A 23,211-nucleotide genomic window follows, 5' to 3' on the forward strand; every position below is an offset into this window, starting at 1 on the left:
TGGCACACTGATGTGAAAGTGGATGTGGCTTTCTCAAACCGGCCCGCTGAAGGTATTGCATTGCTGGATATCGCCACTCTGCAACCCGGCCTTGAACCACTTCACACGTTGCGCCGAAGTGCCGTGCGTAAACGAATCGGGCACCACCGTGCCGCGTGCTTCGCGCTGCAAGGTGTCATCGCCGATCTGGCTGGCGGCATTGAGCGCCGATTCCACGTCGCCGGGTTGCAGCCACTGCAAGCGCTGCTGCGTGCGGTTGGCCCACACTCCGGCAAAACAATCGGCTTGCAGTTCCTGGCGCACCGACAGCCCATCGGCGCCTTCCATGCGCGCACCCTGCCGCTGCAGTTGGCTGACCTTGGCGAAGATGCCCAATTGGTTCTGCACGTGATGGCCCACTTCATGCGCAATGACATAGGCGCGGGCAAAATCGCCGCTGGCATGAAAACGGCTATCCAGTTCGCGGAAGAAATCCAGGTCCAGGTAAATCTTCTGGTCGCCCGGACAATAGAACGGCCCGACCGCCGTGGACGCGGCACCGCATGCGGTGTTCACACCGCCACTGAAGAGGTCGAGTTTGGGATCGACGTAGGTGCGCCCCATGCTGCTGAAAATGTCGCCCCAGGTTTTCTCCGTGGAACCCAGCACCCTGCGCACGAAATCCATCTGTTGCGGATCCACCTGCGCCGGCTGGCCGCCGGGCGCATAGGCGGCCGGCTGGCTGCCCGGCTGATTGAGCAAGGCCATGGGATTCTTGAAGAACACCCAGCCAAGCACCGCCAGGATCAACAGGCCGCCGAGACCCATTCGGCCACCGCCGCCAAAACCCCGGCCGCCGCCACCGCTGTCGACTTCGACGTTCTGACTCTGCTCGCCTTTCTGCCAGTCCATACAGCCCCCGACGCATCCGCAGTCAATGTGCCAGCCGGCCCCCTCGGCCACCCGCCACAGCATCGCACCAAAACGCTACAGTGGCATCTCCATCTTCCGCTGAGTTACCCATGATCCAGAACCTGCCCGCCCTGGTGGTCCTGCTGACCGCGATCCTGCAATTCGGAACCATGTACGCGGTAGGGCGGGCGCGAGGGAAATACGGTATCCAGGCCCCGGCGACCAGCGGGCACCCCGCCTTCGAACGCGCCTACCGCGTACAGATGAATACGCTGGAAAGTACGCTGATGTTCCTGCCCTTGCTGTGGCTGGCGACGCATTACGGCTACGTACTGTGGGCGGGTGTGGCAGGCCTGGTATGGCTGGTCGGGCGCAGCTGGTATGCGTTTGCCTACCTGGCCGATGCGCGCAAGCGTGGACCGGGCTATCTGGTGGGCATGCTGGGCTGGGCCGCGTTGCTGGTGATGAGCGTGCTGGGGCTTGGCCGCGCCGTGCTGGCAGGTTGAAGCGGCCATTCATGACCGCAGCGCCGATGTCCACGGGTGCATCGCCACCCTTGCCGCGTACACCGAATGTGCTGCATGCGCTCGGGCTTATATTGCTCTATTTCCTGTTGCAGCTGACGGCGGGCGCGCTGGTTAGCTTCGGTGGCGGCATCGTCGAGCGCCTTCGCCATCCGATGCTCTCCCGCGCCGATGCGCACGAGCGCGTGATGGACATCATGCAGCAACCGGATAGCAATGCCCTGCTGGTGATCGTGGCACTGCCATTGATCGCCTTGCTGATGTTCTGGCTGGTGCAGCGTGCATGGCCCGCCCGCTGGACCCAACCGGAGCCGCCCGGCTTCGGCTTGAACGGCCCACGTTCGGCACGCTGGTACCTGCTGGCACTGCTGGTCGGATTGGTCATGCCACCGTTGGGCGGCATGCTCACACAGTGGCTGGCGCATGGACACGAAGTAACGCAGAACGTCGAGGAACTCAGCCGCCACGCTTCCATCCCACTGCGCCTGCCGTTGGCGATCGTGGCCGTCACGGTCGGCCCCATGATCGAGGAGCTGCTGTTCCGTGGCGTGCTGCTTTCCGCGTTGATGCGCCGACTCGGCGTGAACGGCTCGGTGGCGATCTGCGCCGTCCTGTTCGGCGTGGTGCACCTGAGCGGACTGGGTTTCCAGTGGTATGCCTTGCCTAACCTGATCCTGCTCGCCGCGGCGCTATGCTGGCTGCGATTGAAATCGGCATCGTTGTGGCCGGCCATTCTTGCGCATGGCGTATTCAACCTGTTCGCGCTGGTGGCATTGTTCGCCGCGGCGTAATGCTCATTCCTGCCATGCCGGCGCAATACGAATCAAAGCCGAAAAAAGCGCTATACGGCAACGCCAAAGCTCGCCAGCAGATGCGCCGTCTCGAACAACGGCAAGCCCATGACGCCGGAATAGCTGCCCTCCAGGTGCTCGACCAGGCTCGCTCCCTTGCCTTGGATGGCATAGCCACCCGCCTTGCCGAATGGCTCGCCGCCTGCCACGTAAGCACTGATGATCGGCTCGCTCAACGACGCGAAGCGCACGCGCGATACACATACTTCGCCTCGCTCGCGTGCGGCTGACATCAGCCATACGGCCGATATCACCTCATGCGTGCGACCGGAAAGACGGCGCAGCATGGCTTGCGCATCGCCGGCGTCTTTCGGTTTGCCGAAAATATCGCCATCCAGCACGACCTCCGTATCCGAAGCGATGACGATGGCGTCAGCCTGCGTCGCGGTTTCCAACGCTTGCCGGCCGGCACGGGCTTTATCGTGGGCCACGCGCCTTACGTAATCGATGGGCGGCTCGCCCGGCTGCGGTATCTCTGCCACCTCCACATCGAGGATATCGAAGGCGACACCAAGCTGCGCGAGCAACTCGCGCCGCCGCGGCGATTGGGATGCCAGGTAGAGCGTCATGCAGTTCCTTTTCAGCAATGGCGTATCGACGCGGATGGCGCGGTCATAGCGTCAGCGCATACTCGCAAGATACCCGGTTACGTTGCCATCCCAGCGATTCATACAGTGCTTGCGCAGGGGCGTTGTCCAACGCGGTTTCCAGCGACAGGCCGGCCGCTCCCAGCGCCCGCGCATGCTCGGCGGCCGCAGTCATCAAAGCCTTCGCCACGTGTCGGCGGCGTGCCGTGGCGAGGACGAACAAATCATTGAGCAGATACGTGCGCACGGTGCGCACCGACGAAAACAACGGATACAGCTGGGTGAATCCAAGGCCGCCACCCTGTTCATCGCATGCCAGCAGGATCAGCGAATCATGGTGCGCAAAACGTTCGTACAGGAAGGCGCGCGCACGCCCCAGGTCCGCAGGCTGCTGGTAGAACTGGCGGTAACCGTCGAACAAGGGCGCCAGTATGTCGAGGTCGTGAACGTTCGCCTGGCGAACTTGATAATGCATGGCGACTCCTTGCATACGCTGGCGCCAGCCGGCGCTGCGGCCGGCTTCAGGCGCGGTGGTAGGGATGGCCGGCGAGCAAGGTCGTTGCACGATAGAGCTGTTCGGCCAGCACCAGTCGCACCAGCATATGCGGAAGCGTGAGCGGACCCAATGACCACTTTTGATCGGCACGCGCCAAGACGTCAGGCGAGTGGCCATCCGGACCGCCGATGAGGAAGGCCAGATCGCGTCCGCGCATGCGCCATGCCGCGAGTTGTTGGGCAAGTTCTTCGCTGGACCAGCTCTTGCCGCGGCCATCCAGCGCAATCACCTGGATATCGCGAGGCAACGCGGCGAGCATGGCGGCGCCTTCGTCGAGCATCGCGCGCGCGTCGTCGCGGCCTTTGCCGCGGGTGCCGGGCTTCAATTCGACCAGTTCGAGGGGCAAATCGTGGGACAGCCGTTTGCGGTATTCGGCAAACCCTTCCGCTACCCATGCAGGCATGCGTTCGCCGATGGCGATCAGGCGGGCGCGCATGCCGTTGCTTGCTCTGTCAGCCGGCGAGCGCCGCTTCGTTCTCGGCGTCGCGATCGCCCACCGTCCACAGGCGTTCGAGCCCGTAAAACTCGCGGATGCGCGGCAGCATGACGTGCACGATGACGTCGCCCAGATCCACCAGCACCCACTCCGCTTCCTGCTCGCCTTCGACACCCAGCGGCAGCACGCCCGCCTTCTTGGCGAACTTGACCACTTCGTCGGCGATGGATTTGACATGGCGCGCCGAGGTGCCGGAAGCAATCACGAGCAGGTCGGCGATGGAGGTTTTGCCGCGTACATCGATCTCTCGGATGTCCTTGGCCTTGAGGTCTTCAAGTGCGGCGATGACGGACTTGCGCAGGGTGGCCGTGTTGACGGCCTTGGCATGGCGGGTGGTGATCAAGAGTTGGGGCCTCGCGGCGTATCGGCTGCGCGGGATGGCGCGGGCTAAGTATATCCGCCCTGCCGCAACGCCACGTCAAGCGCCAGCTGCCTGCGCGCCGCCTGGTATTCCTCGGCCAGGACCTTGACCAGTTCGCCGGCAGGCATTTCACGCACCAGGGCCGCCGCCTGGCCGCACCACTCGGAAACCAGATCGGCACGCCCGACCTGGCTGGCAGCGCGGCGCAACGGCGCGGTCAATGCATTGAGCACCGGGTAGGCAGGCAGTTGCGGGGCATGCGCCTGCATCGCCTGGGTGTAACGATTTTGCAATCCGCGCGCGGCGCGTCCGGAAAAGCAGCTGATGGTCGCGACGCGGTGTTCCTCGGCCCTCGCCAGATCGCGCTTCCAACCTTCCGCCGCGGCCGATTCGGGACACGCCAGGAACGCCGTACCAAGCTGGCTGGCGGCCGCGCCGAGCATTTCGGCGGCGAGCATGCCGCGACCATCCATGATGCCGCCCGCGGCGATCACCGGAATCTCGACGGCGCGCGCCGCCAGCGGCAACAAGGCGAACAATCCGATCAAGGCCTGTTCGGGTTCGTGCAGGAAGGTGCCACGGTGTCCGCCGGCTTCCGCACCCTGCACGCATACCGCATCGGCACCCAGTTGCGCCCACGCGCGCGCCTCGGCAACGGTGGTGGCGGTGCCGATCACGTAAATGTCGCGCGCATGCAGCTCACGCAGTTGCGCCGGCGTAATCAGGTCGAACGCAAAGCTCGCTACCGCCGGACGCGCCTCGCACAAGGCTGCGAACTGCTCTGAAAACAGCGGCGCCCACGCCGCCGGACGGCGGGTGCGTACCGCCAACCCTTCCCGCTCCATCAAGGCATCCAGTTGTTCGCATGCATACGAGACGGCCATCTCGTCCACCTCGAACGCATCCGGCAGCACGAACAAGTTGAGGGCAAAAGGCTGGTCGGTGACGGCGCGAATTTGCGCCGCCTGTTCAAGGATCGCCTGCGGCTCCACATAGCCCACGCCGAGCGAACCGAGACCGCCGGCTGCGCTTACCGCAGCGGCCAGTGCAGGCGTATTGGCTCCGGCCATCGGGGCCTGGATCAACGGACAGGCAATGCCAAGCTGCTGCGTCAAGGAGGGAGAAGGCATGGAAAACGGCCTCGCGGATCGATGCAACAAGTATCCATGACACGGCGTAGCCCGCGTATCGCGCCAGCAGGCGCTTATGCCTTCGACAACAGGCGCCCGCCCATGCTTGCGTTGACGACGATCACGATGGCCACCGCCAGCGCGTGCATCAGCAGGTCGGTCGCGGCGGCGTCGAAATTGTGGCAAATCTCCAGCAGGCTCGCCGAAGCCGCCGCACTGGCAAGCCCCACCAGTACCGCGGTGAGCACAGGCCGCAGCGGACAGGCGCGCCGCAGCAGCCAGATCAACAGCGCCGATAGCGGGATCGAAAAGCTGACAATGAAAATCAGGCAATGGTTGGCCGCATGCATGTTGGCCACTTGCATGCCGGGCACCACCCACTCGCGCAGGCAACCCATGCCGCTGCCGCCAATCCACAGCAACGCCCCCGGCACTGGTAACCAGGCCCACTTCACCGAACGTCCCGGCACAGCCAGCACGAACGCCGCCAGCGTGGCGGTGATGGCGGTAAGTCCCGCACCGCATGCTGCCCAGCCCAGGTCCGGCGCCATGGCCCAGCGATGCAGCATGGTACTGGCGCCGTAGCGCGCGAATAGCACCAGCGCGATGATCGCCACCACCAGCAGCCAGCCCAGCGCGCGCCGCCATGGTGGCGCCAGGCGGCGCACGGGCGTCAGCTCGGCACCGAGCGCATCGATCAGGGCTTCATGGCGTGCTGCGTCGGACATCGCGGTCAGGATTCTCCACTCAGTCGATCGCGCAGCGTCTTCAACGCGCGATGCAGGTTGACTTTCAGCGCACCGGTTTTGCGGCCGGTGAGTTCGGCCGCTTCGGCCAGCGAACGCTCCTTCAGGCCCAATTGCTCGACGGCCTCGCGCTGCCCCGGCGGCAGGGTTTCAATGGCCTTGCGCAGGCGCCGTGCGTCCTGGTCGCGCTCGGTGCCTGCGCTCGCGTCGTCGCGGTCGGCGTGTGTATCGAAAGCGAATTCGTCATGCACTTCGCGCCGGTCGCGACGGCCGTGGCTGCGCAGTATGTCGATCGCGCGGCGGCTGGCGATCGCCGACAGCCACGCATCGTAGGAACGCGATGGATCGTAGGTATGCCGCACGCGGTGCACGGTCATCAAGGTTTCCTGCACCACGTCATCCAGCGCATCGACGGCCACGCCCTGCCGTCTGGCCACGGCACGGATCAGCGCCACCGAATCGGTCAGCAAACGCGCATAGGCACGCTGGTCGCCCGCTTGCGCGGCGGCCATCCACACTGCCCGCTGCCGGTCAGCCTGTTCGCTGGCGCTGCTGGATTCGGACGACACTGCCTTGCTGATACCCGCGACCCTGCCTGAGACCTGCCGTAGTAGTACCCATGGGCCGTCAAAGGTCAAGGATGGGAAAGACATGATGCTCGCAAGTGGATGGCTACGGCTAATTCGTTGCGCCATGGATCGGAGTTACGCGGAGCACGTGGATCCGGCCAGGAGTAGAAATGACACTGGTTTTCGCCCTGCCCTCGCAGCCTTGGTAACCAAGCCACCCTCCGCAACGAATACTTGTCAAACCCTTTCCCAAGGTTCCCATGATCCTGCTCATCCTTGCGTTTCTCGGCGGCGTGCTGACCATTCTCAGCCCCTGCATCCTGCCGGTGCTGCCGTTCGTGTTCGCGCGCGCCGACCGGCCGTTCGTGCGCAACGGACTGCCGATGCTGGCCGGCATGGCGCTCACCTTCGCGCTGGTCGCCACGCTGGCCGCGGTCGGCGGCGGCTGGGCGGTGCAGGCAAATCAATATGGACGCTACGTGGCGCTGGCGGTGCTGGCGATGCTTGGCCTCACCCTGCTGGTGCCACATCTGGCCGAGTGGATCAGCCGCCCATTCGTGCGCCTTGGCAACCGCATCAACCAGCGTTCCGTCACGCAGGGCGATTCACCCTGGTCCGCTGCCGGCCTCGGTATCGCCACAGGTTTGTTATGGGCGCCCTGCGCAGGACCTATCCTGGGCCTGCTGCTGACCGGCGCGGCGCTGAAAGGCGCCAGTGTGCAAACCACGTTGCTGCTGCTCACCTATGCCGGTGGCGCGGCGGTGTCCCTGGCGCTTGCGCTTTGGGTGGGCGGGCGCGTATTCGAAGTCATGAAGCGCTCGCTCGGCGCCGGCGAATGGCTGCGTCGCGTCCTCGGTGTCCTGGTGCTGTGTGGCGTGGCAGCGATTGCACTGGGCCTGGATACGGGCCTGCTCACCCGCGTGTCGCTGGCGAGCACCAGCGGCGTCGAACAAAAACTGGTCGACGCGGTGCGCCCGGCGCCCGCAGTTGCCGCGCCGTTGCCCAAAGTCGGCGACGCCTTGCCGGTGGAAGGCGAACTGCCGCCGCTGTCCGGCGCCACGCAATGGTTCAACAGCCCGCCGCTGTCGCCGGAATCGCTGCACGGCAAGGTAGTGCTGGTCGACTTCTGGACCTATTCCTGCATCAACTGCATTCGTTCTCTGCCTTACGTGAATGCATGGGCGCAGAAATATCGCGACCATGGCCTGGTGGTGATCGGCGTGCATTCACCCGAATTCGCCTTCGAGAAAAATCCCGCCAACGTCGCCAAGGCGATCAAGGATTTCCACATCACCTACCCGGTAGCGATGGATAACAACTACGCCATCTGGCAGGCCTTCAACAACGAATATTGGCCGGCGCATTACTTTATCGATGCGCACGGTGCGATCCGTGCCCATCATTTCGGCGAAGGCGACTACGCCGGCAGCGAAGACGTGATCCGCCGCCTGTTGCGCGAGGCCGGCTACGAAGATCTTCCCGGCGGATACGTGCAACCCGGCGCAGCCGGCGCGGAAGCGGCCGGTTCCGGCGACGCGAGCCGCTCGCCGGAGACCTACGTAGGCTACGCGCGCAGCGCGAACTTCGCCGGCGGCCAGGTCGCGCATGACGATAGCTGGCCATACCACGCACCCGCCGCATTGCTGGTCAATCAATGGGCTTTCGACGGCCGCTGGACGGTCAACGAGCAAAGCGCCACCGTCGACCAATCCCATGGCGCCATCGTGTACCGGTTTCGTGGACGCGATCTGCACCTGGTGATGGGCCCTGGCAAAGACGGCAAGCCGGTGCGCTTCCGCGTAACGCTCGATGGCAAGCCGCCTGGCGCGGATCATGGTGCGGACATCGATGCCGACGGCAACGGCACGATCGGCGCACAGCGCCTCTATCAGCTGGTCCGCCAGACGCATGGCACGGGTGAACGCATCTTCGAAATCAGCTTCCTCGACCCGCTCGCGCGCGTATATGCCTTCACGTTCGGCTAAACGCAACCCAGGCAACACATGGAGATTTCACATGACCTCCCCATCCAATAACAACCCTGCAGACCGGCGCCGGTTCCTGTTCGCAGCCCTGGGCGGCGGCGCGGCGATTGCCATGGGCGGCTTGTCGGCGATACGCCTGTTCGGTAGCAAAGGCAGCGCCATGGCCGCAGCTACGCCAGTGGCTGCTTCGGCGCCGAGTCTCCTGCTGGAGTGCTTCGCCGACGATGACGGCCATAACCTGGGGCCATGCGATGTGCGCAAGCTGGTGTTGACCGATGCGCAATGGCATCAGCGCCTTTCCGACGAAGCCTTCAACGTGATGCGGCGCGCCGGCACCGAAATGGCGTTCAGCGGCCCGCATGAAAAACCCGACAGCAAAGGCCTGTACCGTTGCGCTGGATGCGATACGGCACTGTTCGATGCATCGACGCAATTCGATTCGGGCACCGGCTGGCCCAGTTTCTGGCGGCCAATCGCCAAGCAGAACGTCATCGAGACGCGCGACACCAGCTATGGCATGGTCCGCACGGCAGTCAGCTGCGCAGGTTGCGACAGTCACCTTGGACACGTTTTCGACGATGGCCCGGCCCCGACCGGCTTGCGCTATTGCATGAATTCCGTGGCGATGCGATTTGTCGCGTTCCGGGTGAGTTGAGCTTCTGCTTACTTGCGGTCATCCGCTTCAAGGCGTTCTTGCGATCGATAACCGCTGCGGTGGTTAACCCGCCGCATGCGGCATTTCCCGCTATAGGCCGGCATGGCCTTTTCTGTCGTACTGCTGGTGCGTTCAATCACCTTCATTCATTGCCAGCCCACTCGGCGAGGCTGACAGATTTTTCTTTTGCATAACGCCATCCTTTACCTCTTTCCTTTGCATGACAAGCCGCAACGGCATGCGGCGCAACGACTGCATGCAACGCATTTTTCGCAACGCGCTTCAAAGCAATCAAAGGCTTGCCGTACATTGAGCGCGACAGGGTGTTTGCGCCATGTGTTCATAACCGCCATCAACCTGCATGCCGCGCACTTGAATAGCGCGTAGCAGCTGCGTTACCCATTGCACATCGTTGCCGCCGATCGCAGGTCGATCCGCGTTCGCATTTGGATCGTCGTATCCAAATCATCTACAGGGATGTGTCATGTCATTTTCATCGCGTGTCTGTATCGGAACCTTTTTCCTGCTTGGCCTGGCCGCCGCTCATGCCATGGCGCAGTCGGTAACGCCGCAGGACGAATTGCGAACGCACATCGGCATTACGGCGGCGATGCCGCTACCCGACGCGGGTGCCTTTGGCGAATGGATCAATCCCATTACCGGCGAACTGACTCTGTCGCAATCGGAGGCGGTGCAGAGCACCAATGGACTTCCCCTCTCCCTCACTCGCAGTTTCACGCCGGGCGGATCGAACGCTTCGCTGCCCCGCACCGGCGCTTTTGCCGACTGGCAGCTAGAACTTCCGCGCATCACCACGCTCGTCCTGAATTATCCCGATGGCCATGGATGGCAAGTAGCCGGTGCCAATCCGTATGCCCGCTGTTCCGCCTTCGGCCCACCGCCGACCATTACCAGCGCGGATTTGCAAGCCTTGCAGGCGGACCAAGCCAGGGCGGAGCATCAAGCCCGTGCCCAGGTTGCCGGCAGTGTCCAGGGCAAGGCACTCAACCCCGACGCAATCGATCCCGCCGTATGGTGGCAGGGCTACCAGCTCGTCTTGCCGGAACAGGGCTCGCAGGAAGTGCTCAAACGCGCTGCCGGTAATACGTTGAAGCCTGGCGACACGTTGAACTATCCGCTGGTCACCTCCCGCCAATGGCAGATCAGCTGCCTGGCGCAGACCGACAACGACGAACCGGGCGAGGCCTTTGTCGCCATCGCGCCAAACGGCACGAGCTACACCTTCAATCACCTGGTTTACCAGGCCGCACCGGATCTAGCCGTGTCCGGCCTTGGCACCTTTACGCGCCAGCGCGCCTCAATGCTGGTCACCAAGATTCAGGACCGTTTCGGCAATACCCTCAATTTCATCTATGACCGCGATCGGCTGGTGTCCGTCAACAGCGATAACGAACTGGGATTCAACATCATCTATCGCAGCGACGTACCGACGCTGATCGATCAGGTCGTATTGCGGCCCGCCGTGCCGACGCCACGTGTCTGGACCTTCCATTACGCCAATCTCGGCAGCGGGCGCGAAACATTGATTGGCGTCACGCGCCCCGATGGCAACCAGTGGACGTATGACTTACAGGCGCTGGCGGAAGCCACGCTGCACTACACCGGCAACACCACGTGCGACGCGCTGTCGCCGTTCGATGCAGCGCAGACATTCATCGGCACGATGACCGATCCGAACGGCCTGACCGAACAGCTCACGCTGGGCGGCGTCCGCCATGGCCGCAGCGGCGTGGCCAATACCTGCAACGCTTCCGCCGACTTCCCCTGGGTACCGGCGCAATACGACACTTTGTCCCTGTTGCAGCGCCACTACAGCGGCGCCAACATCGGTACGCCGGCATGGAGCTATCAGTACTCGGACGCTCAAGCATCGCCGGCCTGGACCGACATTGTCGATCCGGATCAACACGTCACTCGCTTCAGCTTCAGCAACGCCGCCGATGAAACGGAAGGCCATGTGTTGAGCATGGAGGTCAACCGCCAGGCTGATGGCAGTGCCTCACGCAGCATCCGTTTCGATTACGCACCCGCTAATGCCGGCCCCTATCCCGCCTCCTTGGGCTCGCCGGCCGACACCCGCATGAACGCCGCCGCACTGGGCAATATGGCGCCACTGAAACAGCGCACCATCATGCAGGATGGCGACACCTACACCACGCAATGGAAGGACTTCAACGCCTTCGCCCAGCCCACGCAGATTCATCGCGGCAACAATATTGCCGGACAAACGCCGCTCGATGTAAGCGTGAGCTACGTCAACAGCAGTACGCCATGGGTACTGGGCCTTGTCGGCAAGGTGACTGATCTGGCCAATAACACGGTGATGCATGAGAACCACTATGACGCCGTCCGTCTCACCCTCGACCAAGCCAATCGCTTCGGTCTGAAGCAGGTGTCCTACACCTACAATGCGCGTGGTCTGTTGGAAAGCAGCACCGATGGCAATGGCCTGACTACCCACTATGACAACTACGTGCTTGGCCAGCCGGGCCTGATCACCTATCCCGACGGTTCCAGCGAATCACGCAACTTCGATGCCTTTGGCAACACGGCCAGTTTCACCAATCGCGCCGGCGTAACCACCACCAATGACTATGACATCATGGGGCGCATCACTCGCCGCGGCGCACCGAAAGGGGATGGCGTTGCCTGGAGCGACACGTTCTATCGCTATCTATACGCCGAGACGCCAGACACTGGCATCCAGGGGCCGCACTGGCGCTACGGCGTAACGCGAGGCGACTCGGATACGATCACCGATAACGATGCATTGATGCGCCCGGTGCTGAACTCCTCGCGCCCCGGTCCACTTGGTACAGCCAGCTTTATCAGCCAGAGCCAGGCCTACGATTGGCGCGGTAATGCAGTCTTCTCCTCGTATCCGCTGCGCGACAGTCCAAGCCTGGGCTTGCTTACCCAGGGCGTACATATCGACTACGACCCGCTGGGGCGCGCCGTCGCCAGCCACCAGGATTCCGAACAAGGCCAGCTCACCACCACACAGATATACCTGAGCGGTGCGCGCGTGCAGACCACCGATCCCAAGGGCGCCACCGTCACCACCAGTTATCAGGTAATGGACACCCCCAGCCTTGGCGATGTACTGCGCGTCGATGCCCCCGAGGGGGTGACCCAGGTGATTACGCGCAACGCTTATGGCATGCCGCTTAGCATCACCCAATCGGGCACTTATCAGAACGGACAAATCTCGGCCACGCGCCAATACGTCTACGACGGCGCGATGCGCCTATGCCGAAGCATCCAGCCGGAAATCGGCAGCACCGTGTTCGACTACGACACGGGTAGCCGACTGGCATGGAGCGCGCAGGGACTAGCCATCAACGGTGCCGGCTGCGGCCGCGAACAAGTGAACGATGCCGCGAAAACCGTTCGCAACTATGACGCCATGAACAACGTGCTCAGCGTGGCTTATCCCGCCGGGACGCTATCCAGCCGGTTCACCTACGATGTCCTGGGCCGTCTCGCCAGCGCCGACACCGGCCTCAGCCGCTGGACCTATGCCTACAACCTGCTCGGACTACCGACCAGCGAAACATTGATCGTCGATGGCTTGGCCTACAACCTCCAATACGGCTACAACGCGAACGGAGACCTGGCCAACATCACCTATCCCGATGGCCGCATCGTCAACCAATCCCCCGACGCCTGGGGCCGGCCCACCCAGGCGGGCGACTTCGCCAATGCAGCGCGCTACCTGCCGAATGGCGAGCTGGAGTACTTCAAGTACGGCAACGGCATCGAATACTTCACCGAACAGAATGCACGCCAATTGCCGCGCAACCTCAGCTATGCCTTGCCCAATGGCAACCTATTGTTCAGCCAGGACTTCAGCTACGACGCAAACGGCAACCTCACCCGGGCCGACGACCTCGCTGAGGGCAGCAATAGCCAACGGCAATTCGGCTACGACAGCCTCAATCGCCTGACCCGCGCCACCGCCCCCAGTCCGTCCGACGCGGAGACCTACAGCTACGATCCGCTCAACAACATCCGCAGCATCACCGCCGACACCGGCCTGCAGCGCGGCTTCAATTACGACCCTTTCAATCACCTGAACAGCGCCGTGGGTTCGGACGGCCAAACCCATCAATTCACCTATGACAATCGCGGCAATGCGATCCAGCGCGACAGCACGCCCTTCACCTTCGACTTCGCCAATCGCCTGACCGAAGTCAGCGGGCGCGAAAGCTACATCTACGATGCCTTTGGGCGGCGAGTGCTGAAGACGCGGCTCGGCGTGGGCGGCAACAAGAGCTATTACGTCTACGACCACAATGGCCGGCTGATACTTCAGCGCGACAACGACGTCGCTTCTACCGAGACCGATTTCATTTATCTGGGCGGCATGCTGGTGGCACAGGCGACCACACGCAAACATGATTTGCCGGGTGCCATCAGCTTCGCGCCTGGAAGCCCCTCCGCTGGCACGTATAACGTGGCCTGGGGAGTTTCCGAAGGTGCAACAACCTATGAATTGGAAGAGCAATACGACGATGGCATATGGACGCAGGTTTACCGCGGCCCGCAGAGCAACGTCAGCTATACGGATCGTCAAGGCGGCACGTATTTGTATCGTGTGCGGGCGTGTTCAAGCACCTGCGGTGGCTGGGTCATCTCCAGCCCAATGGGGGTCACGCCTGCAGCTATAAATGGTTGGCAAGGCATACATGTCCCGGCGGGTGTACAGCATGGTGCGTACACCATCAGCTGGGATCCGACCGTAAGCGCGACATCCTACGACGTAGACGAATATGACGATGCCGATTGGCGCGGAGGACATCGCGTTGCCAGCGATCTCACATCCAACTCGCTCCAGCTTCCCGGTAGTACCAATGGCTTTTACAGGTACCGGGTGCTGGCCAAGAATGTCTACGGCGGACGCACCTGGAGCGAAAACTCGCAGGATGTGCAGGTGGAACTGATACCTTCCGGACCACCGGAAATGCCGCCTATTACGACGCCTAAGCCGCCATTCGATTATCCCGTCTCCAAGTATCCGGTAAACATCAATTTGTCCTGGGATGCCGTCGCACGCGCAAGCCGATACGAGATAAGCATCAACGATAGCCCGGCAGCAGCCACAGGCGCCACTTCATACACCGCAGCATTACCCGGCTATGGCACCTGGGTCATCGGAGTACGCGCATGCAACGAGGATGGCTGCTCGAACTTCAGCAAATGGGGACCCATCAGTACACATCTACCAGGCCAGCCAGGAGGCCCCGTGTCAGTACCCGGCGTCAGTGCCACTCACGCGAATCGAGCAAGCAACCCATAAGCAACCACGGAAAGGAATGTTTGCCATGCATGGAAACAACAAATGGTGGTGGCTTTCGATGGCACTGTTCGCGCTGTGGCCTGGCCGATCCGCCTGGGCGCAGACCAATGCCACTATCGGCAATATTGATGGCGTATTTGGGGACGGCAACGGGGCGGTCGTCATAAAAGGATGGGCCTGCTGGAAAGGCTATGTTCTGACCTTATCGTCGCCGCAAATTGATATTTACGCGGGAGGTGAAATCGCGAGCGGCGGCGTCAAACTGGGAACGTACAACGTCGACCAATCCAGCGAGCAGGCGGTACAGGACGCATGCGGCAATCACAATCCCAATAATCGATACATCGTGGGAATTACCCTTGCCATGCGGCAACAATATGGCGGGCAACGCCTCTACGTATACGGCTCGGCTTTTGGCAACAATGCCACGCGCACGCTGTTGCCTGGCTCGGGAGAATACACAATACCCGTGGCGCCAGCGGTTACTGATTCGGTCTACTACATCCACACTGACCGGCTGGGCAGCAATGTCATCATGACCGATGCCGCCGCCAATGCCGTCACCAAGACCGACTACAAGGCCTACGGTGCCGCCGGACAGCAAAGCAACAAGCAGGAAGCACCCGGCTACGCCGGCAGCTACGAAGACCCGCTGACGGGCCTGACCTACATGCAAGCGCGTTACTACGATGCGGACCTGGGGCGCTTTATATCCATGGACCCCATTCCAGCCTCGGCGGGCAACGTCTACGACTTCAACCGCTATGCTTATGCCAACAACAACCCGTTGAACTTCACCGATCCCACTGGCATGGCAGCCAAAGCGTGTGGAACCCAAGGGATGGTGATGAACAGCGAGGGCGTCTGGGAGGTCAGCGGAGGCTGCAGTGGCGGCGGCAGCGGAAACTCTCCAGGTGGATCGATTCCGTCGTTCGTTGGATGGGGCGGTGGTGGACCGTCGTATGGCGGTGGCGGTGGCGGTGGCGGTGGCGGTGGCGGTGGCGGTGGCGGTGGCGGTGGCGGTGGCGGTGGCGGTGGCGGTGGCGGTGGCGGTGGCGGTGGCGGTGGCGGTATTCCAACAGAGTCGGCTGTAAATGTAACGGCTAACGCTGTAGCAATTCCCGCGCCCCAACTCATAGAGCTACCACAAATCCGCATACGCCCTATTCCAGCGTTGAATCCTTGGCTAGTTGTAGTCACCGCGGTAATTTGGCCAAGTAACGGATGGACAGATACCTCCACATGCCCTCCCAATTGTTATGGTGCACTTCCTTACATCGAATTGCCGCCAGTGCAGCTCAACTTGTCACCTGGGTTTTGGCCTGGGGACAAGGGGGCTGAGGAATGGGGGCGTCGGCAAGGAGTAGGTGCTGCGGAAGGACGTCGAAAATTTCATGATATTAAACAGGGGGACACAACGCATAAAGGTGGAACGCAAAAGTGGGGAGTAAATCCCCTAACAGGGGATGTGTCCGATCCAGACGGGGAAATACATGGAAATCTCAACGAATAACTTAAATTTTGAGTGCAATCTTTTGATCCAAGTATCTTTGTACTTGAAAGGAAAAAATTTAATTCCAGAAATAATTACGGGAAAAACCAATATTCAACCCGACATCACGGCTCTTTGCGGAACCAAGAAAGCTCCAGGAAGAGAAAATTCCGCAGTCTATAAAACCAGTATATGGGGGGTTCGAGTTATTTCAAGGGAAAGCCCCTCTAAATGCATTAGGAGTTTTCTAAAAAAAATCAAAGGATCAGAAACATTCTTTGCCAATGCGCCAGGCATTGACGAAGCTTATATTGATTTTTTTTATACAAAAACAGTCGATATCGATCAACTAAATGATGCCGTTGAATTTGAGCTTGAAAGTGATTTGCTTGAAGGCTTAAAAAAAATTGGAGTACCCGTTCGCTTTACGATATCTAATGTAAAAAAATAGATTCTACACAATAAATAGTATATGCCATGATGAACAAAACTTTTTATCCAACAATAGCAGGCATATATATGCATTCACAAAACGGTTCTAACCTATCTAGCCATGAAACAAAAAGCGCAAATGCGCCAACAGCGCCTCTGAAAATCCACGCATATATCTAGAAAATTTACTTATATAAAAAAATATCCTAAATGCAGCTTTTGGATAAATGGCATGGTTAGCATTATTTTACCAATAACCTTATTATTAATTTTATTCCAAATTTAATTTTTAACATGAATTGAAATTTAATGCATTGCTTTATCTTATTGTTATGATCGACTTATATGTGCTTTTGATTTAACTATGCGTTAAAGACCAAGAATCCCTCGCAGTAAAAAATTTTAATTTCAAGGCATTGAATTTGTCACAATAATAGCATCGTTTCATTGGCTCTCTTGACAAGGCTCACTTATAATGTCTTGTCGAACGTGATCGAATAATTGATGCGATGACGAATTGAGCTGACAAAGCCATTACAAAGATAGTAGGAATGCATGTGGGAAATAGCTAAAAAAACGACAAGAACCTTAATATGGTTGGCAGTGATTACTCAAACAGCTATATTAGGCAACCTGATTCCAAGCATTTTCTTTACGAATGGATCAATTCTCCATGGTTTGACATTCCTTCTATGCATCGCTCTTGGCAATTTATTGTTTTTAAAAATTTGCGTTAAAGATAAAAGTTATCTCATTCGGAGAATAATAAATTTTATATTGTGTCAAGCAACATTAATCATCGTAATTCTTCATTTTTTAAATGATTAGAGATGATATGATTTATGTGACATCAGTTTCAAGATCCGCGCGCAAAAAAAGATTCAGTGCAAGTTGAAAACAGATGTTCGTTACCTCATTGAGCACAAAAACAGCTACACCCCATTCCAGCGCTGAACTCTTGATTAGCCTTAATAATCGCAGTACTTAGTAACGGGTAGTTCATACTCAAATGAGCGGAAGTAGTTCCACCCGACACATTAGATGCGGCCGCAAGCCTTGAAGGCTAGAGCAAGAGGATTTGGATTGTTAAGATTTTTAACAGAGCATGTATGCTTATGAATATTAAGAAAAGCGAAGTAAAATTTTCTAATTTAATTATATTAGCTCTGTTAATTTTTACGTGTTCTGGAATTATATTTTTATTGTTGCTTGCATTTAAAGAAGGCATGCTAAAAATTTTATTTGGAATTATTATAATTTTTGGCATTTTTACTATATATTATGGATTATATTTAAAAATAAATGAACTGCTAATAGATGACGTATCCGGAAATCCACGCATGCGCTTAAAGATAATTACCGTCATATTATTATTTATCATTATTACATTTTCTATTTTATTCGTAATGTCTAACAAATAATACCTAGCAATCTATGACTTTATAAAGATATAAACGGGCACTATTAACCAAGCATACATTAACCATCGCTAATGGTAGCGCATTTTTCGATACCGGACCTCTTCGACACCTGACAAGCATTGTTAATACGCAAGCGACTACTGATAAGACGCCAGCCATACTGGATCATCAAACAAGCCGCAGGATAGAAGATGACGTTGGCTACATAATGTACACGGCCAGCCTGTTCGTTAAAGCAATATCCGTTGCGGTTATCACAACTAATATTCACCTTTTCCCTGCATCGCATAATATTTGGATTTTATCTAGGCGCATTTGACGGAAAATTATACAAATCCTCAGCACAGGAAGTCGACTTATATTTTTCCTTGGAGCCAATGCAAAGAAAAAGTAAAGCGTTTAATACCCATCAGCAGCCACATAGGATTAAAATTGCAAACACCAATCAAAATTAAATCCATTAAAAATGTCACAAAGAAGTTAATATCTTCGAAAGTCACTTATGACGATGGAATTGTCGCGATTTGCGGGCTCGATAAAAATGGATCAGAAATTTTAAGGATTGAATTTGATAATGCCATTTACGTTCGAGTCACAGACGAGTCGGTACGACTGAAATTTTTTCAAGACAGTGGCGTCACCGAACTTGACACCATTATGATTATCGAAGAAAGCGATGTATTTAAATGGCTAAGAGATGAAGAGCTTCATATCCGAGATCTATCTCAAGCCAAACACTTCATTATAAGCGCAGGGGAAGAGATCGTGGATATCGTTTCATTTTCAGCGCCAAAAATAACTGAATTTTAGCAAAGGCTGCAATAGCACCAGATCATCAAATAAGCCCTATAGTTGCAGTTGGACGCACGCTTGATCTAGATAGGTGGAATACATGGACGTCTCAACGAATAACTTATATTTTGAGCACAGCCTTTTGATTCAAGTATCTTTGTACTTGAAAGGGAAAAATTTAATTCCAGAAGCAATTACGGAAAAAACCAATATTCAACCCGACATCACGGCTCTTTGCGGGACCAAGAAAGTTCCAGGAAGAGAAAATTCTGCAGTCTATAAAACCAGCATATGGGGAATTAGAGTTATTTCAAGGGAAAGCCCCTCTGAATGTATTAGGAGCTTTCTAAGAAAAATCAAGGGATCAGAGATATTCTTTGCCAATGCGCCAGGCATTGATGAAGCTTATATTGATTTTTTTTATTCAAAAGCGGTCGATATCGATCAGCTAAATGATGCCGTTGAATTTGAGTTTGAAAGTGACTTGCTTGAAGGCTTAAAAAAAATAGGAGTGCCCGTTCGCTTTACAATATCTAATATAAAAAGATAGATTCCCTACAATCAATAGAGCATGCCATGATGGAACAAAACGTTTTTATCCAACAATAAAATAGGTAGTCCATATATGCATTCATAGGATGAGCCAAAGCCATCTAGCCATGAAGCAAAAACCCACATTCGGCTTGACTAGTGGATGGATAGAATATGCAACCCGATCAGAATCGAATAATTACCGTGGAAATAAGCCATGAAGCATGTCCACGCAAAGGCAATCCTTCTAGCAATTCTAAAGGTTTTTTAATTTCATCCACTACGCTAATTTTGTTGTCAGGCATATATCAGACCTGTCTTAAAATGTCGCCGGGCGAATTTGATGCATCGTTCATTAAAACCATCAGCTTCGGACTCGGATTTATTTATTATTTCTGGATTGAACATAAAAGGCTATTCCCATAGATAAAGAAATAAATAATAGAAAGATATGCCTTTGGATACTCCGAATAAATAGCCATGCATCTGAGATGCCACATGTAGGTCCACAGAATGGCTTAAAGCCATGTAGCCAAGAAGCAAGAATTTACAGGGTCCACCAATGGCATCCTTGACGCTCCATGCATATATACATTTGAGGAATTTTCTTAAATGGAAAAAATGAAAAGCTTAAAGGAATTTTTTGGCTGGACGATATGGATGGCATTATTCTTGCCAATGATTTTATTGTCATATTTGATTCCGGATTTACTTTTTGACAGTGGTTCAAAATTTAACACTTTAACTTCTCTTATCGTCATGACTGCCTTATACCTTATCTTGATTAATCTATGCGTTAAGGATGGAAAATTACTTGCAGTAAGAGCTTTTAATTTTATAGGCATTGAAATTGTCACAATAATAGTGTTACTTCATTGGCTTTCTTGACAACTGTCATTTATAAGATCTTAGCGAACGCGACCACATAGTCGATGCGATGACGAATTGAGCTGACAAAGCCATTACAAGGATAGAAAAAATGCATGTGGGAAATAGCTAAAAAAACGACGAGAACCTTAATATGGTTAGCAGCGATTATTCAAACAGCCATATTAAGCAACCTGATTCCAAGCATTTTCTTTACGAATAGATCAATTCTCCATAGTTCGACATTTCTTCTATGCATCGCTTTTGGCAATTTATTGTTTTTAAAAATTTGCGTTAAAGATAAAAGCTATCTCATTCTGAGGATGATAAATTTTATATTGTGCCAAGCAACATTAATCATCGCAATTCTTCATTTTTTTAATGATTAGGCGTTACAGTTTATTCGACGTCAGCTTCAAGATCCGCGTATAAAAAAGATTCAGCGCAAGGGACCGAGCACTCCGTGATAGTCCTGGGCCCACCAGATATCTTTCGAATCGGCCGGCTGGGGATCAGGTTCGTTTTGGAAGTCTTGTAATGACCCCGCAGTTTCTGCAGAGCAGTACCAGCGCCAGCCGAGGACGCTTACGATGAGACCATGCTGGAACACCGTGTCAGAAAGTTGGCGCCGTGTTGAGCAAGGACAAGGCTCGATGGTCACAATCCAACAGGTACAAACATCATCCGTTTTCAAATGACGATCGATAAGGCGCCAGCAGCGCCGGATCGTCGAATAATCCCGCCGGCAGCAGGTAACGCGGATCGCGTCCGGCCGCCAGCAATTGGCGAATATGCGTGGCGGAAACTTCCAACGGCGTCACCGCCAGTTCGATGACCCGTCCGGCGGGACGCGCGCGAATGATCGCCGGATCGTCCGTGCGACGCGCCGCTACCGCACGTTCCAGTTCCACCGGAAGAGAAGCCTCGACTCCTGGACGATTGATCACGCCGATGTGCGCCACCTCGAACAGGTCGCGCCAGCGATGCCAGCTGCGCAATCCGGCAAATGCATCGGCACCGAGCAACAGCATCAAGGGCCGCTCGCCGCATTCGAGGCGGAATTCGTCCAGCGTGTCGACAGTGTAGGAAGGGCCGCTGCGATCGAGTTCGCGCGTATCGAGCGTGAGACGCGACTGCCCGCGCAACGCGGCGCGCAACATGTCCACGCGCTGCGCGGCGCTCGCCGTGGGTGGCACGCGATGCGGCGGCACGCTGGCCGGCATCAGCCGCACTTCGGCGTCGAGCAGTTCGGAGGCTTCCCAGGCGACGCTGAGATGACCGATATGGACCGGGTCGAAGGTGCCACCGAAAAGGGCCAGCGGTTTCATGCCACAGCGTCCTGCTTTTCCATGCCGCCCCGCGCCTGCACAACTGACAGGCGACGGATGGGCTGCGATATCGCATTCATGCCAGGGCCTGGGCTGCGCGCGGTTCGGCCATGGCGGCAATCAGGCGCTGTGCTTCCAGCCATGCGTCGCCTGCTTCACGTCCCTTGGCGATGCGGTCGATACGTGCGGCGCGCGCCAGGCATTGCATCCAGTGTTCACGCGGCGCGCGCCGCAGGGCCTTGCGGAACAACTGCTCACGCGCCGGCCACAGGCGTTCGGCGCGCGCCTGTGCGGCGAAGTCGTGCGCATGGGCGAGGCGCAAGGCAAGTTGCAATTGGTTGACCAGCCAGCCCATCAGCGCGATCAGTTCCTCGCCTTCGGCGTGCAAGCCTTCGAGAATGCGCAGCGCCCGCGCACCGTCGCCACCGAGCGCGGCATCGGACAGCTTGAAAGCGTCGTAGCGCGCGCTATCGGCCACGAGGTGTTCCATCTCGGCAGCATCGATCTTGCCCTGGCCGTGCAGTACTGCCAGCTTGTCGATTTCTTGCGCGGCGGCCAGCAGGTTGCCTTCCACACGTTCGGCCAGCAAGGCGATCGCTTCGGGTACGGCGGTGAGTTTGCGCGAGGCCAGCCGCGCGCCGATCCAGGCTTCCCATTCGTTCGGACGCGGCGCGTTGAAGATCACCACGCTGCCGGCGCTGTCGACCTGCCGGGTCCAGGCGCCTTCGTGCTTGTTGCTCCATTCCACCGCGGTAATCAGCAGCGTCACGTCCGGCGGCGGGTGGGCGCAGAATTCCGTGATGGCTTTTGCGCCCTCGCTGCCGGGACGTCCGGTAGGCAAGCGCAGGTCGAGCAGGCGGCGGGTGGCGAACAGCGACATGCCCGCAGCGGAGCGCGCCAGTTCGTCCCAGTCGAAGTGGGCACCGACATCGAGTATTTCGCGTTCGGCGTAGCCGAGCTTGCGCGCCTGGGCGCGCAGGGCATCGGCGGCTTCGAGCACCAGCAATTCCTCGCCAGCCAGCAGGTACACGGGGCTCAGGCTGTCCGCAGCCAGGGCCTTCTGCCACTGCGCTTGATTGAGCGGCATGTCAGTCGACGGGCGTAGGCGAATATTGCGGCGGCTGCTGGACGGTGCTGGCCGACGCCGGCAAATTGCCCGCGGCTTGCGCGGCGGCGGCCTCGCCATGCCTGGCGACGGCCTGCAGGCGGAACAGCAGGGCCTGGATGGCATCGTCGATCAGGCTGGTCTGGATCTGTTCGACCTGCGCCTGGGTCCCGACCGGCTGGCTCGCGTCATAGCTGTATTCGCGTTGCAGGTCGATCGATTCGGCCGGGACGAGGGTCTTGCCGTTCGCATCCGTCGCGGTGAACACCACGTGGTAATGCACCGCGTACTCGGTCACCTCGGCCACGCCGTTCACGGTGAGCGTCTGGATGGTGAAGTTCTGCGCTGGAACGCGCAGCTCGGCGATGCCAGGACCACTCTCCTCTTCGACCACGACATTCGAGGCGAGCAGCGCACGCGCCAGCTTGCGCTCGAAATCGCCGCCGCCGCCCACCGTGATGTGCACACGATCCATGCCCTTGGGCAGCGCGGCGCTTCCGCGCAGGTGGAAACCGCATGCCGTGAGGGCGAGCACGGGCAGCAGCGAAACGATTTTCAGCATGCGGTTCATG

Annotated in this window: 22 protein-coding genes; 10 read left to right on the plus strand and 12 right to left on the minus strand. The window is 57.5% G+C overall.

What is annotated here, in order from left to right:
- Window positions 1–33: 33 nt before the first annotated feature.
- Window positions 34–891 carry a KPN_02809 family neutral zinc metallopeptidase gene (gene ypfJ / locus ISP15_RS08565; RefSeq protein ID WP_404546843.1) on the minus strand — a complete coding sequence of 286 codons (858 nt, stop codon included), beginning with the start codon at window positions 889–891 and terminating at the stop codon, window positions 34–36.
- A gap of 113 nt (window positions 892–1,004) precedes the next feature.
- Here ypfJ and ISP15_RS08570 point away from each other — a divergent pair, with 113 nt between their 5' ends.
- Together ISP15_RS08570 and ISP15_RS08575 are read left to right on the plus strand one after the other, a co-directional pair.
- Window positions 1,005–1,397, plus strand: a complete 393-nt coding sequence (locus tag ISP15_RS08570; RefSeq protein WP_404546888.1) for an MAPEG family protein — start codon at window positions 1,005–1,007, stop codon at window positions 1,395–1,397.
- Between the two features lie 11 nt (window positions 1,398–1,408).
- Entirely contained in the window at window positions 1,409–2,206 is a 798-nt protein-coding gene (locus ISP15_RS08575; RefSeq protein WP_404546844.1) for a CPBP family intramembrane glutamic endopeptidase, read from the plus strand.
- A gap of 50 nt (window positions 2,207–2,256) precedes the next feature.
- On the opposite strand, the gene ISP15_RS08580 is transcribed toward ISP15_RS08575, so the two are convergent.
- The 7 genes from ISP15_RS08580 to ISP15_RS08610 form a co-directional block, all read right to left on the minus strand.
- Window positions 2,257–2,835: a Maf family protein gene (locus ISP15_RS08580; protein WP_404546845.1), complete on the minus strand. Its 579-nt coding sequence runs from the start codon at window positions 2,833–2,835 to the stop codon at window positions 2,257–2,259.
- A gap of 43 nt (window positions 2,836–2,878) precedes the next feature.
- The gene (locus ISP15_RS08585; protein ID WP_404546846.1) at window positions 2,879–3,328 is read right to left on the minus strand and encodes a GNAT family N-acetyltransferase; all 450 of its coding nucleotides are present in this window, start codon (window positions 3,326–3,328) and stop codon (window positions 2,879–2,881) included.
- Window positions 3,329–3,374: 46 nt separating this feature from the next.
- Window positions 3,375–3,845, minus strand: coding sequence for a 23S rRNA (pseudouridine(1915)-N(3))-methyltransferase RlmH (gene rlmH / locus ISP15_RS08590; protein WP_404546847.1), 471 nt, complete (start codon window positions 3,843–3,845; stop codon window positions 3,375–3,377).
- A gap of 16 nt (window positions 3,846–3,861) precedes the next feature.
- Window positions 3,862–4,248 (minus strand): ribosome silencing factor, encoded by a 387-nt coding sequence (gene rsfS / locus ISP15_RS08595; RefSeq protein ID WP_404546848.1) that lies wholly within the window; start codon window positions 4,246–4,248, stop codon window positions 3,862–3,864.
- Window positions 4,249–4,292: 44 nt separating this feature from the next.
- The gene (locus ISP15_RS08600; protein WP_404546849.1) at window positions 4,293–5,396 is read right to left on the minus strand and encodes an NAD(P)H-dependent flavin oxidoreductase; all 1,104 of its coding nucleotides are present in this window, start codon (window positions 5,394–5,396) and stop codon (window positions 4,293–4,295) included.
- A gap of 74 nt (window positions 5,397–5,470) precedes the next feature.
- Window positions 5,471–6,124 (minus strand): NrsF family protein, encoded by a 654-nt coding sequence (locus ISP15_RS08605; protein ID WP_404546850.1) that lies wholly within the window; start codon window positions 6,122–6,124, stop codon window positions 5,471–5,473.
- 5 nt (window positions 6,125–6,129) lie between these two features.
- Window positions 6,130–6,654: an RNA polymerase sigma factor gene (locus ISP15_RS08610; RefSeq protein ID WP_404546889.1), complete on the minus strand. Its 525-nt coding sequence runs from the start codon at window positions 6,652–6,654 to the stop codon at window positions 6,130–6,132.
- A gap of 317 nt (window positions 6,655–6,971) precedes the next feature.
- On the opposite strand from ISP15_RS08610, the gene ISP15_RS08615 reads away from it, so the two are divergent.
- Together ISP15_RS08615 and msrB are read left to right on the plus strand one after the other, a co-directional pair.
- Window positions 6,972–8,696, plus strand: a complete 1,725-nt coding sequence (locus ISP15_RS08615) for a cytochrome c biogenesis protein DipZ (protein ID WP_404546851.1) — start codon at window positions 6,972–6,974, stop codon at window positions 8,694–8,696.
- Window positions 8,697–8,727: 31 nt separating this feature from the next.
- Window positions 8,728–9,351 carry a peptide-methionine (R)-S-oxide reductase MsrB gene (gene msrB, locus ISP15_RS08620; RefSeq protein ID WP_404546852.1) on the plus strand — a complete coding sequence of 208 codons (624 nt, stop codon included), beginning with the start codon at window positions 8,728–8,730 and terminating at the stop codon, window positions 9,349–9,351.
- Window positions 9,352–9,493: 142 nt separating this feature from the next.
- On the opposite strand, the gene ISP15_RS08625 is transcribed toward msrB, so the two are convergent.
- Window positions 9,494–9,661, minus strand: coding sequence for a hypothetical protein (locus ISP15_RS08625; protein ID WP_404546853.1), 168 nt, complete (start codon window positions 9,659–9,661; stop codon window positions 9,494–9,496).
- Window positions 9,662–9,835: 174 nt separating this feature from the next.
- Between ISP15_RS08625 and ISP15_RS08630 the strand changes: the two genes are divergently transcribed.
- The 6 genes from ISP15_RS08630 to ISP15_RS08655 all read left to right on the plus strand — a co-directional run bounded on the left by ISP15_RS08630 (window position 9,836) and on the right by ISP15_RS08655 (window position 20,227).
- Window positions 9,836–14,671 carry an RHS repeat domain-containing protein gene (locus ISP15_RS08630; RefSeq protein WP_404546854.1) on the plus strand — a complete coding sequence of 1,612 codons (4,836 nt, stop codon included), beginning with the start codon at window positions 9,836–9,838 and terminating at the stop codon, window positions 14,669–14,671.
- A 16-nt stretch (window positions 14,672–14,687) separates the two neighbouring features.
- A complete protein-coding gene (locus ISP15_RS08635) occupies window positions 14,688–16,184 on the plus strand; it encodes an RHS repeat-associated core domain-containing protein (RefSeq protein ID WP_404546855.1) in 1,497 nt (498 codons plus the stop codon).
- Entirely contained in the window at window positions 16,165–16,614 is a 450-nt protein-coding gene (locus ISP15_RS08640; RefSeq protein ID WP_404546856.1) for a hypothetical protein, read from the plus strand. The genes ISP15_RS08635 and ISP15_RS08640 overlap by 20 nt, the downstream gene beginning before the upstream one ends.
- A gap of 1,834 nt (window positions 16,615–18,448) precedes the next feature.
- Entirely contained in the window at window positions 18,449–18,826 is a 378-nt protein-coding gene (locus ISP15_RS08645) for a hypothetical protein (protein WP_404546857.1), read from the plus strand.
- An 82-nt stretch (window positions 18,827–18,908) separates the two neighbouring features.
- A complete protein-coding gene (locus ISP15_RS08650) occupies window positions 18,909–19,358 on the plus strand; it encodes a hypothetical protein (RefSeq protein ID WP_404546858.1) in 450 nt (149 codons plus the stop codon).
- A gap of 593 nt (window positions 19,359–19,951) precedes the next feature.
- Entirely contained in the window at window positions 19,952–20,227 is a 276-nt protein-coding gene (locus tag ISP15_RS08655) for a hypothetical protein (RefSeq protein ID WP_404546859.1), read from the plus strand.
- A 659-nt stretch (window positions 20,228–20,886) separates the two neighbouring features.
- On the opposite strand, the gene nadD is transcribed toward ISP15_RS08655, so the two are convergent.
- The 3 genes from nadD to ISP15_RS08670 all read right to left on the minus strand — a co-directional run bounded on the left by nadD (window position 20,887) and on the right by ISP15_RS08670 (window position 23,210).
- A complete protein-coding gene (gene nadD / locus ISP15_RS08660; RefSeq protein ID WP_404546860.1) occupies window positions 20,887–21,534 on the minus strand; it encodes a nicotinate-nucleotide adenylyltransferase in 648 nt (215 codons plus the stop codon).
- 76 nt (window positions 21,535–21,610) lie between these two features.
- The gene (holA, locus tag ISP15_RS08665) at window positions 21,611–22,621 is read right to left on the minus strand and encodes a DNA polymerase III subunit delta (RefSeq protein ID WP_404546861.1); all 1,011 of its coding nucleotides are present in this window, start codon (window positions 22,619–22,621) and stop codon (window positions 21,611–21,613) included.
- Between the two features lies 1 nt (window position 22,622).
- A complete protein-coding gene (locus ISP15_RS08670; RefSeq protein WP_404546862.1) occupies window positions 22,623–23,210 on the minus strand; it encodes an LPS-assembly lipoprotein LptE in 588 nt (195 codons plus the stop codon).
- Between the last annotated feature and the right edge of the window lies 1 nt (window position 23,211).

Source organism: Dyella jejuensis (assembly GCF_044904675.1).
GTDB classification, from domain to species: domain Bacteria; phylum Pseudomonadota; class Gammaproteobacteria; order Xanthomonadales; family Rhodanobacteraceae; genus Dyella_B; species Dyella_B jejuensis.

Bases quoted from the DNA above. Each gene is read 5' to 3' on its own strand.
- ypfJ (WP_404546843.1), bottom strand. From the start codon at position 891: ATGGACTGGCAGAAAGGCGAGCAGAGTCAGAACGTCGAAGTCGACAGC.
- ISP15_RS08575 (WP_404546844.1), top strand. From the start codon at position 1,409: ATGACCGCAGCGCCGATGTCCACGGGTGCATCGCCACCCTTGCCGCGT.
- ISP15_RS08580 (WP_404546845.1), bottom strand. From the start codon at position 2,835: ATGACGCTCTACCTGGCATCCCAATCGCCGCGGCGGCGCGAGTTGCTC.
- ISP15_RS08585 (WP_404546846.1), bottom strand. From the start codon at position 3,328: ATGCATTATCAAGTTCGCCAGGCGAACGTTCACGACCTCGACATACTG.
- rlmH (WP_404546847.1), bottom strand. From the start codon at position 3,845: ATGCGCGCCCGCCTGATCGCCATCGGCGAACGCATGCCTGCATGGGTA.
- ISP15_RS08600 (WP_404546849.1), bottom strand. From the start codon at position 5,396: ATGCCTTCTCCCTCCTTGACGCAGCAGCTTGGCATTGCCTGTCCGTTG.
- ISP15_RS08605 (WP_404546850.1), bottom strand. From the start codon at position 6,124: ATGTCCGACGCAGCACGCCATGAAGCCCTGATCGATGCGCTCGGTGCC.
- ISP15_RS08610 (WP_404546889.1), bottom strand. From the start codon at position 6,654: ATGGCCGCCGCGCAAGCGGGCGACCAGCGTGCCTATGCGCGTTTGCTG.
- ISP15_RS08615 (WP_404546851.1), top strand. From the start codon at position 6,972: ATGATCCTGCTCATCCTTGCGTTTCTCGGCGGCGTGCTGACCATTCTC.
- msrB (WP_404546852.1), top strand. From the start codon at position 8,728: ATGACCTCCCCATCCAATAACAACCCTGCAGACCGGCGCCGGTTCCTG.
- ISP15_RS08625 (WP_404546853.1), bottom strand. From the start codon at position 9,661: ATGTACGGCAAGCCTTTGATTGCTTTGAAGCGCGTTGCGAAAAATGCG.
- ISP15_RS08630 (WP_404546854.1), top strand. From the start codon at position 9,836: ATGTCATTTTCATCGCGTGTCTGTATCGGAACCTTTTTCCTGCTTGGC.
- ISP15_RS08635 (WP_404546855.1), top strand. From the start codon at position 14,688: ATGTTTGCCATGCATGGAAACAACAAATGGTGGTGGCTTTCGATGGCA.
- ISP15_RS08640 (WP_404546856.1), top strand. From the start codon at position 16,165: ATGGAAATCTCAACGAATAACTTAAATTTTGAGTGCAATCTTTTGATC.
- ISP15_RS08650 (WP_404546858.1), top strand. From the start codon at position 18,909: ATGGACGTCTCAACGAATAACTTATATTTTGAGCACAGCCTTTTGATT.
- ISP15_RS08655 (WP_404546859.1), top strand. From the start codon at position 19,952: ATGGAAAAAATGAAAAGCTTAAAGGAATTTTTTGGCTGGACGATATGG.
- nadD (WP_404546860.1), bottom strand. From the start codon at position 21,534: ATGAAACCGCTGGCCCTTTTCGGTGGCACCTTCGACCCGGTCCATATC.
- holA (WP_404546861.1), bottom strand. From the start codon at position 22,621: ATGCCGCTCAATCAAGCGCAGTGGCAGAAGGCCCTGGCTGCGGACAGC.
- ISP15_RS08670 (WP_404546862.1), bottom strand. From the start codon at position 23,210: ATGAACCGCATGCTGAAAATCGTTTCGCTGCTGCCCGTGCTCGCCCTC.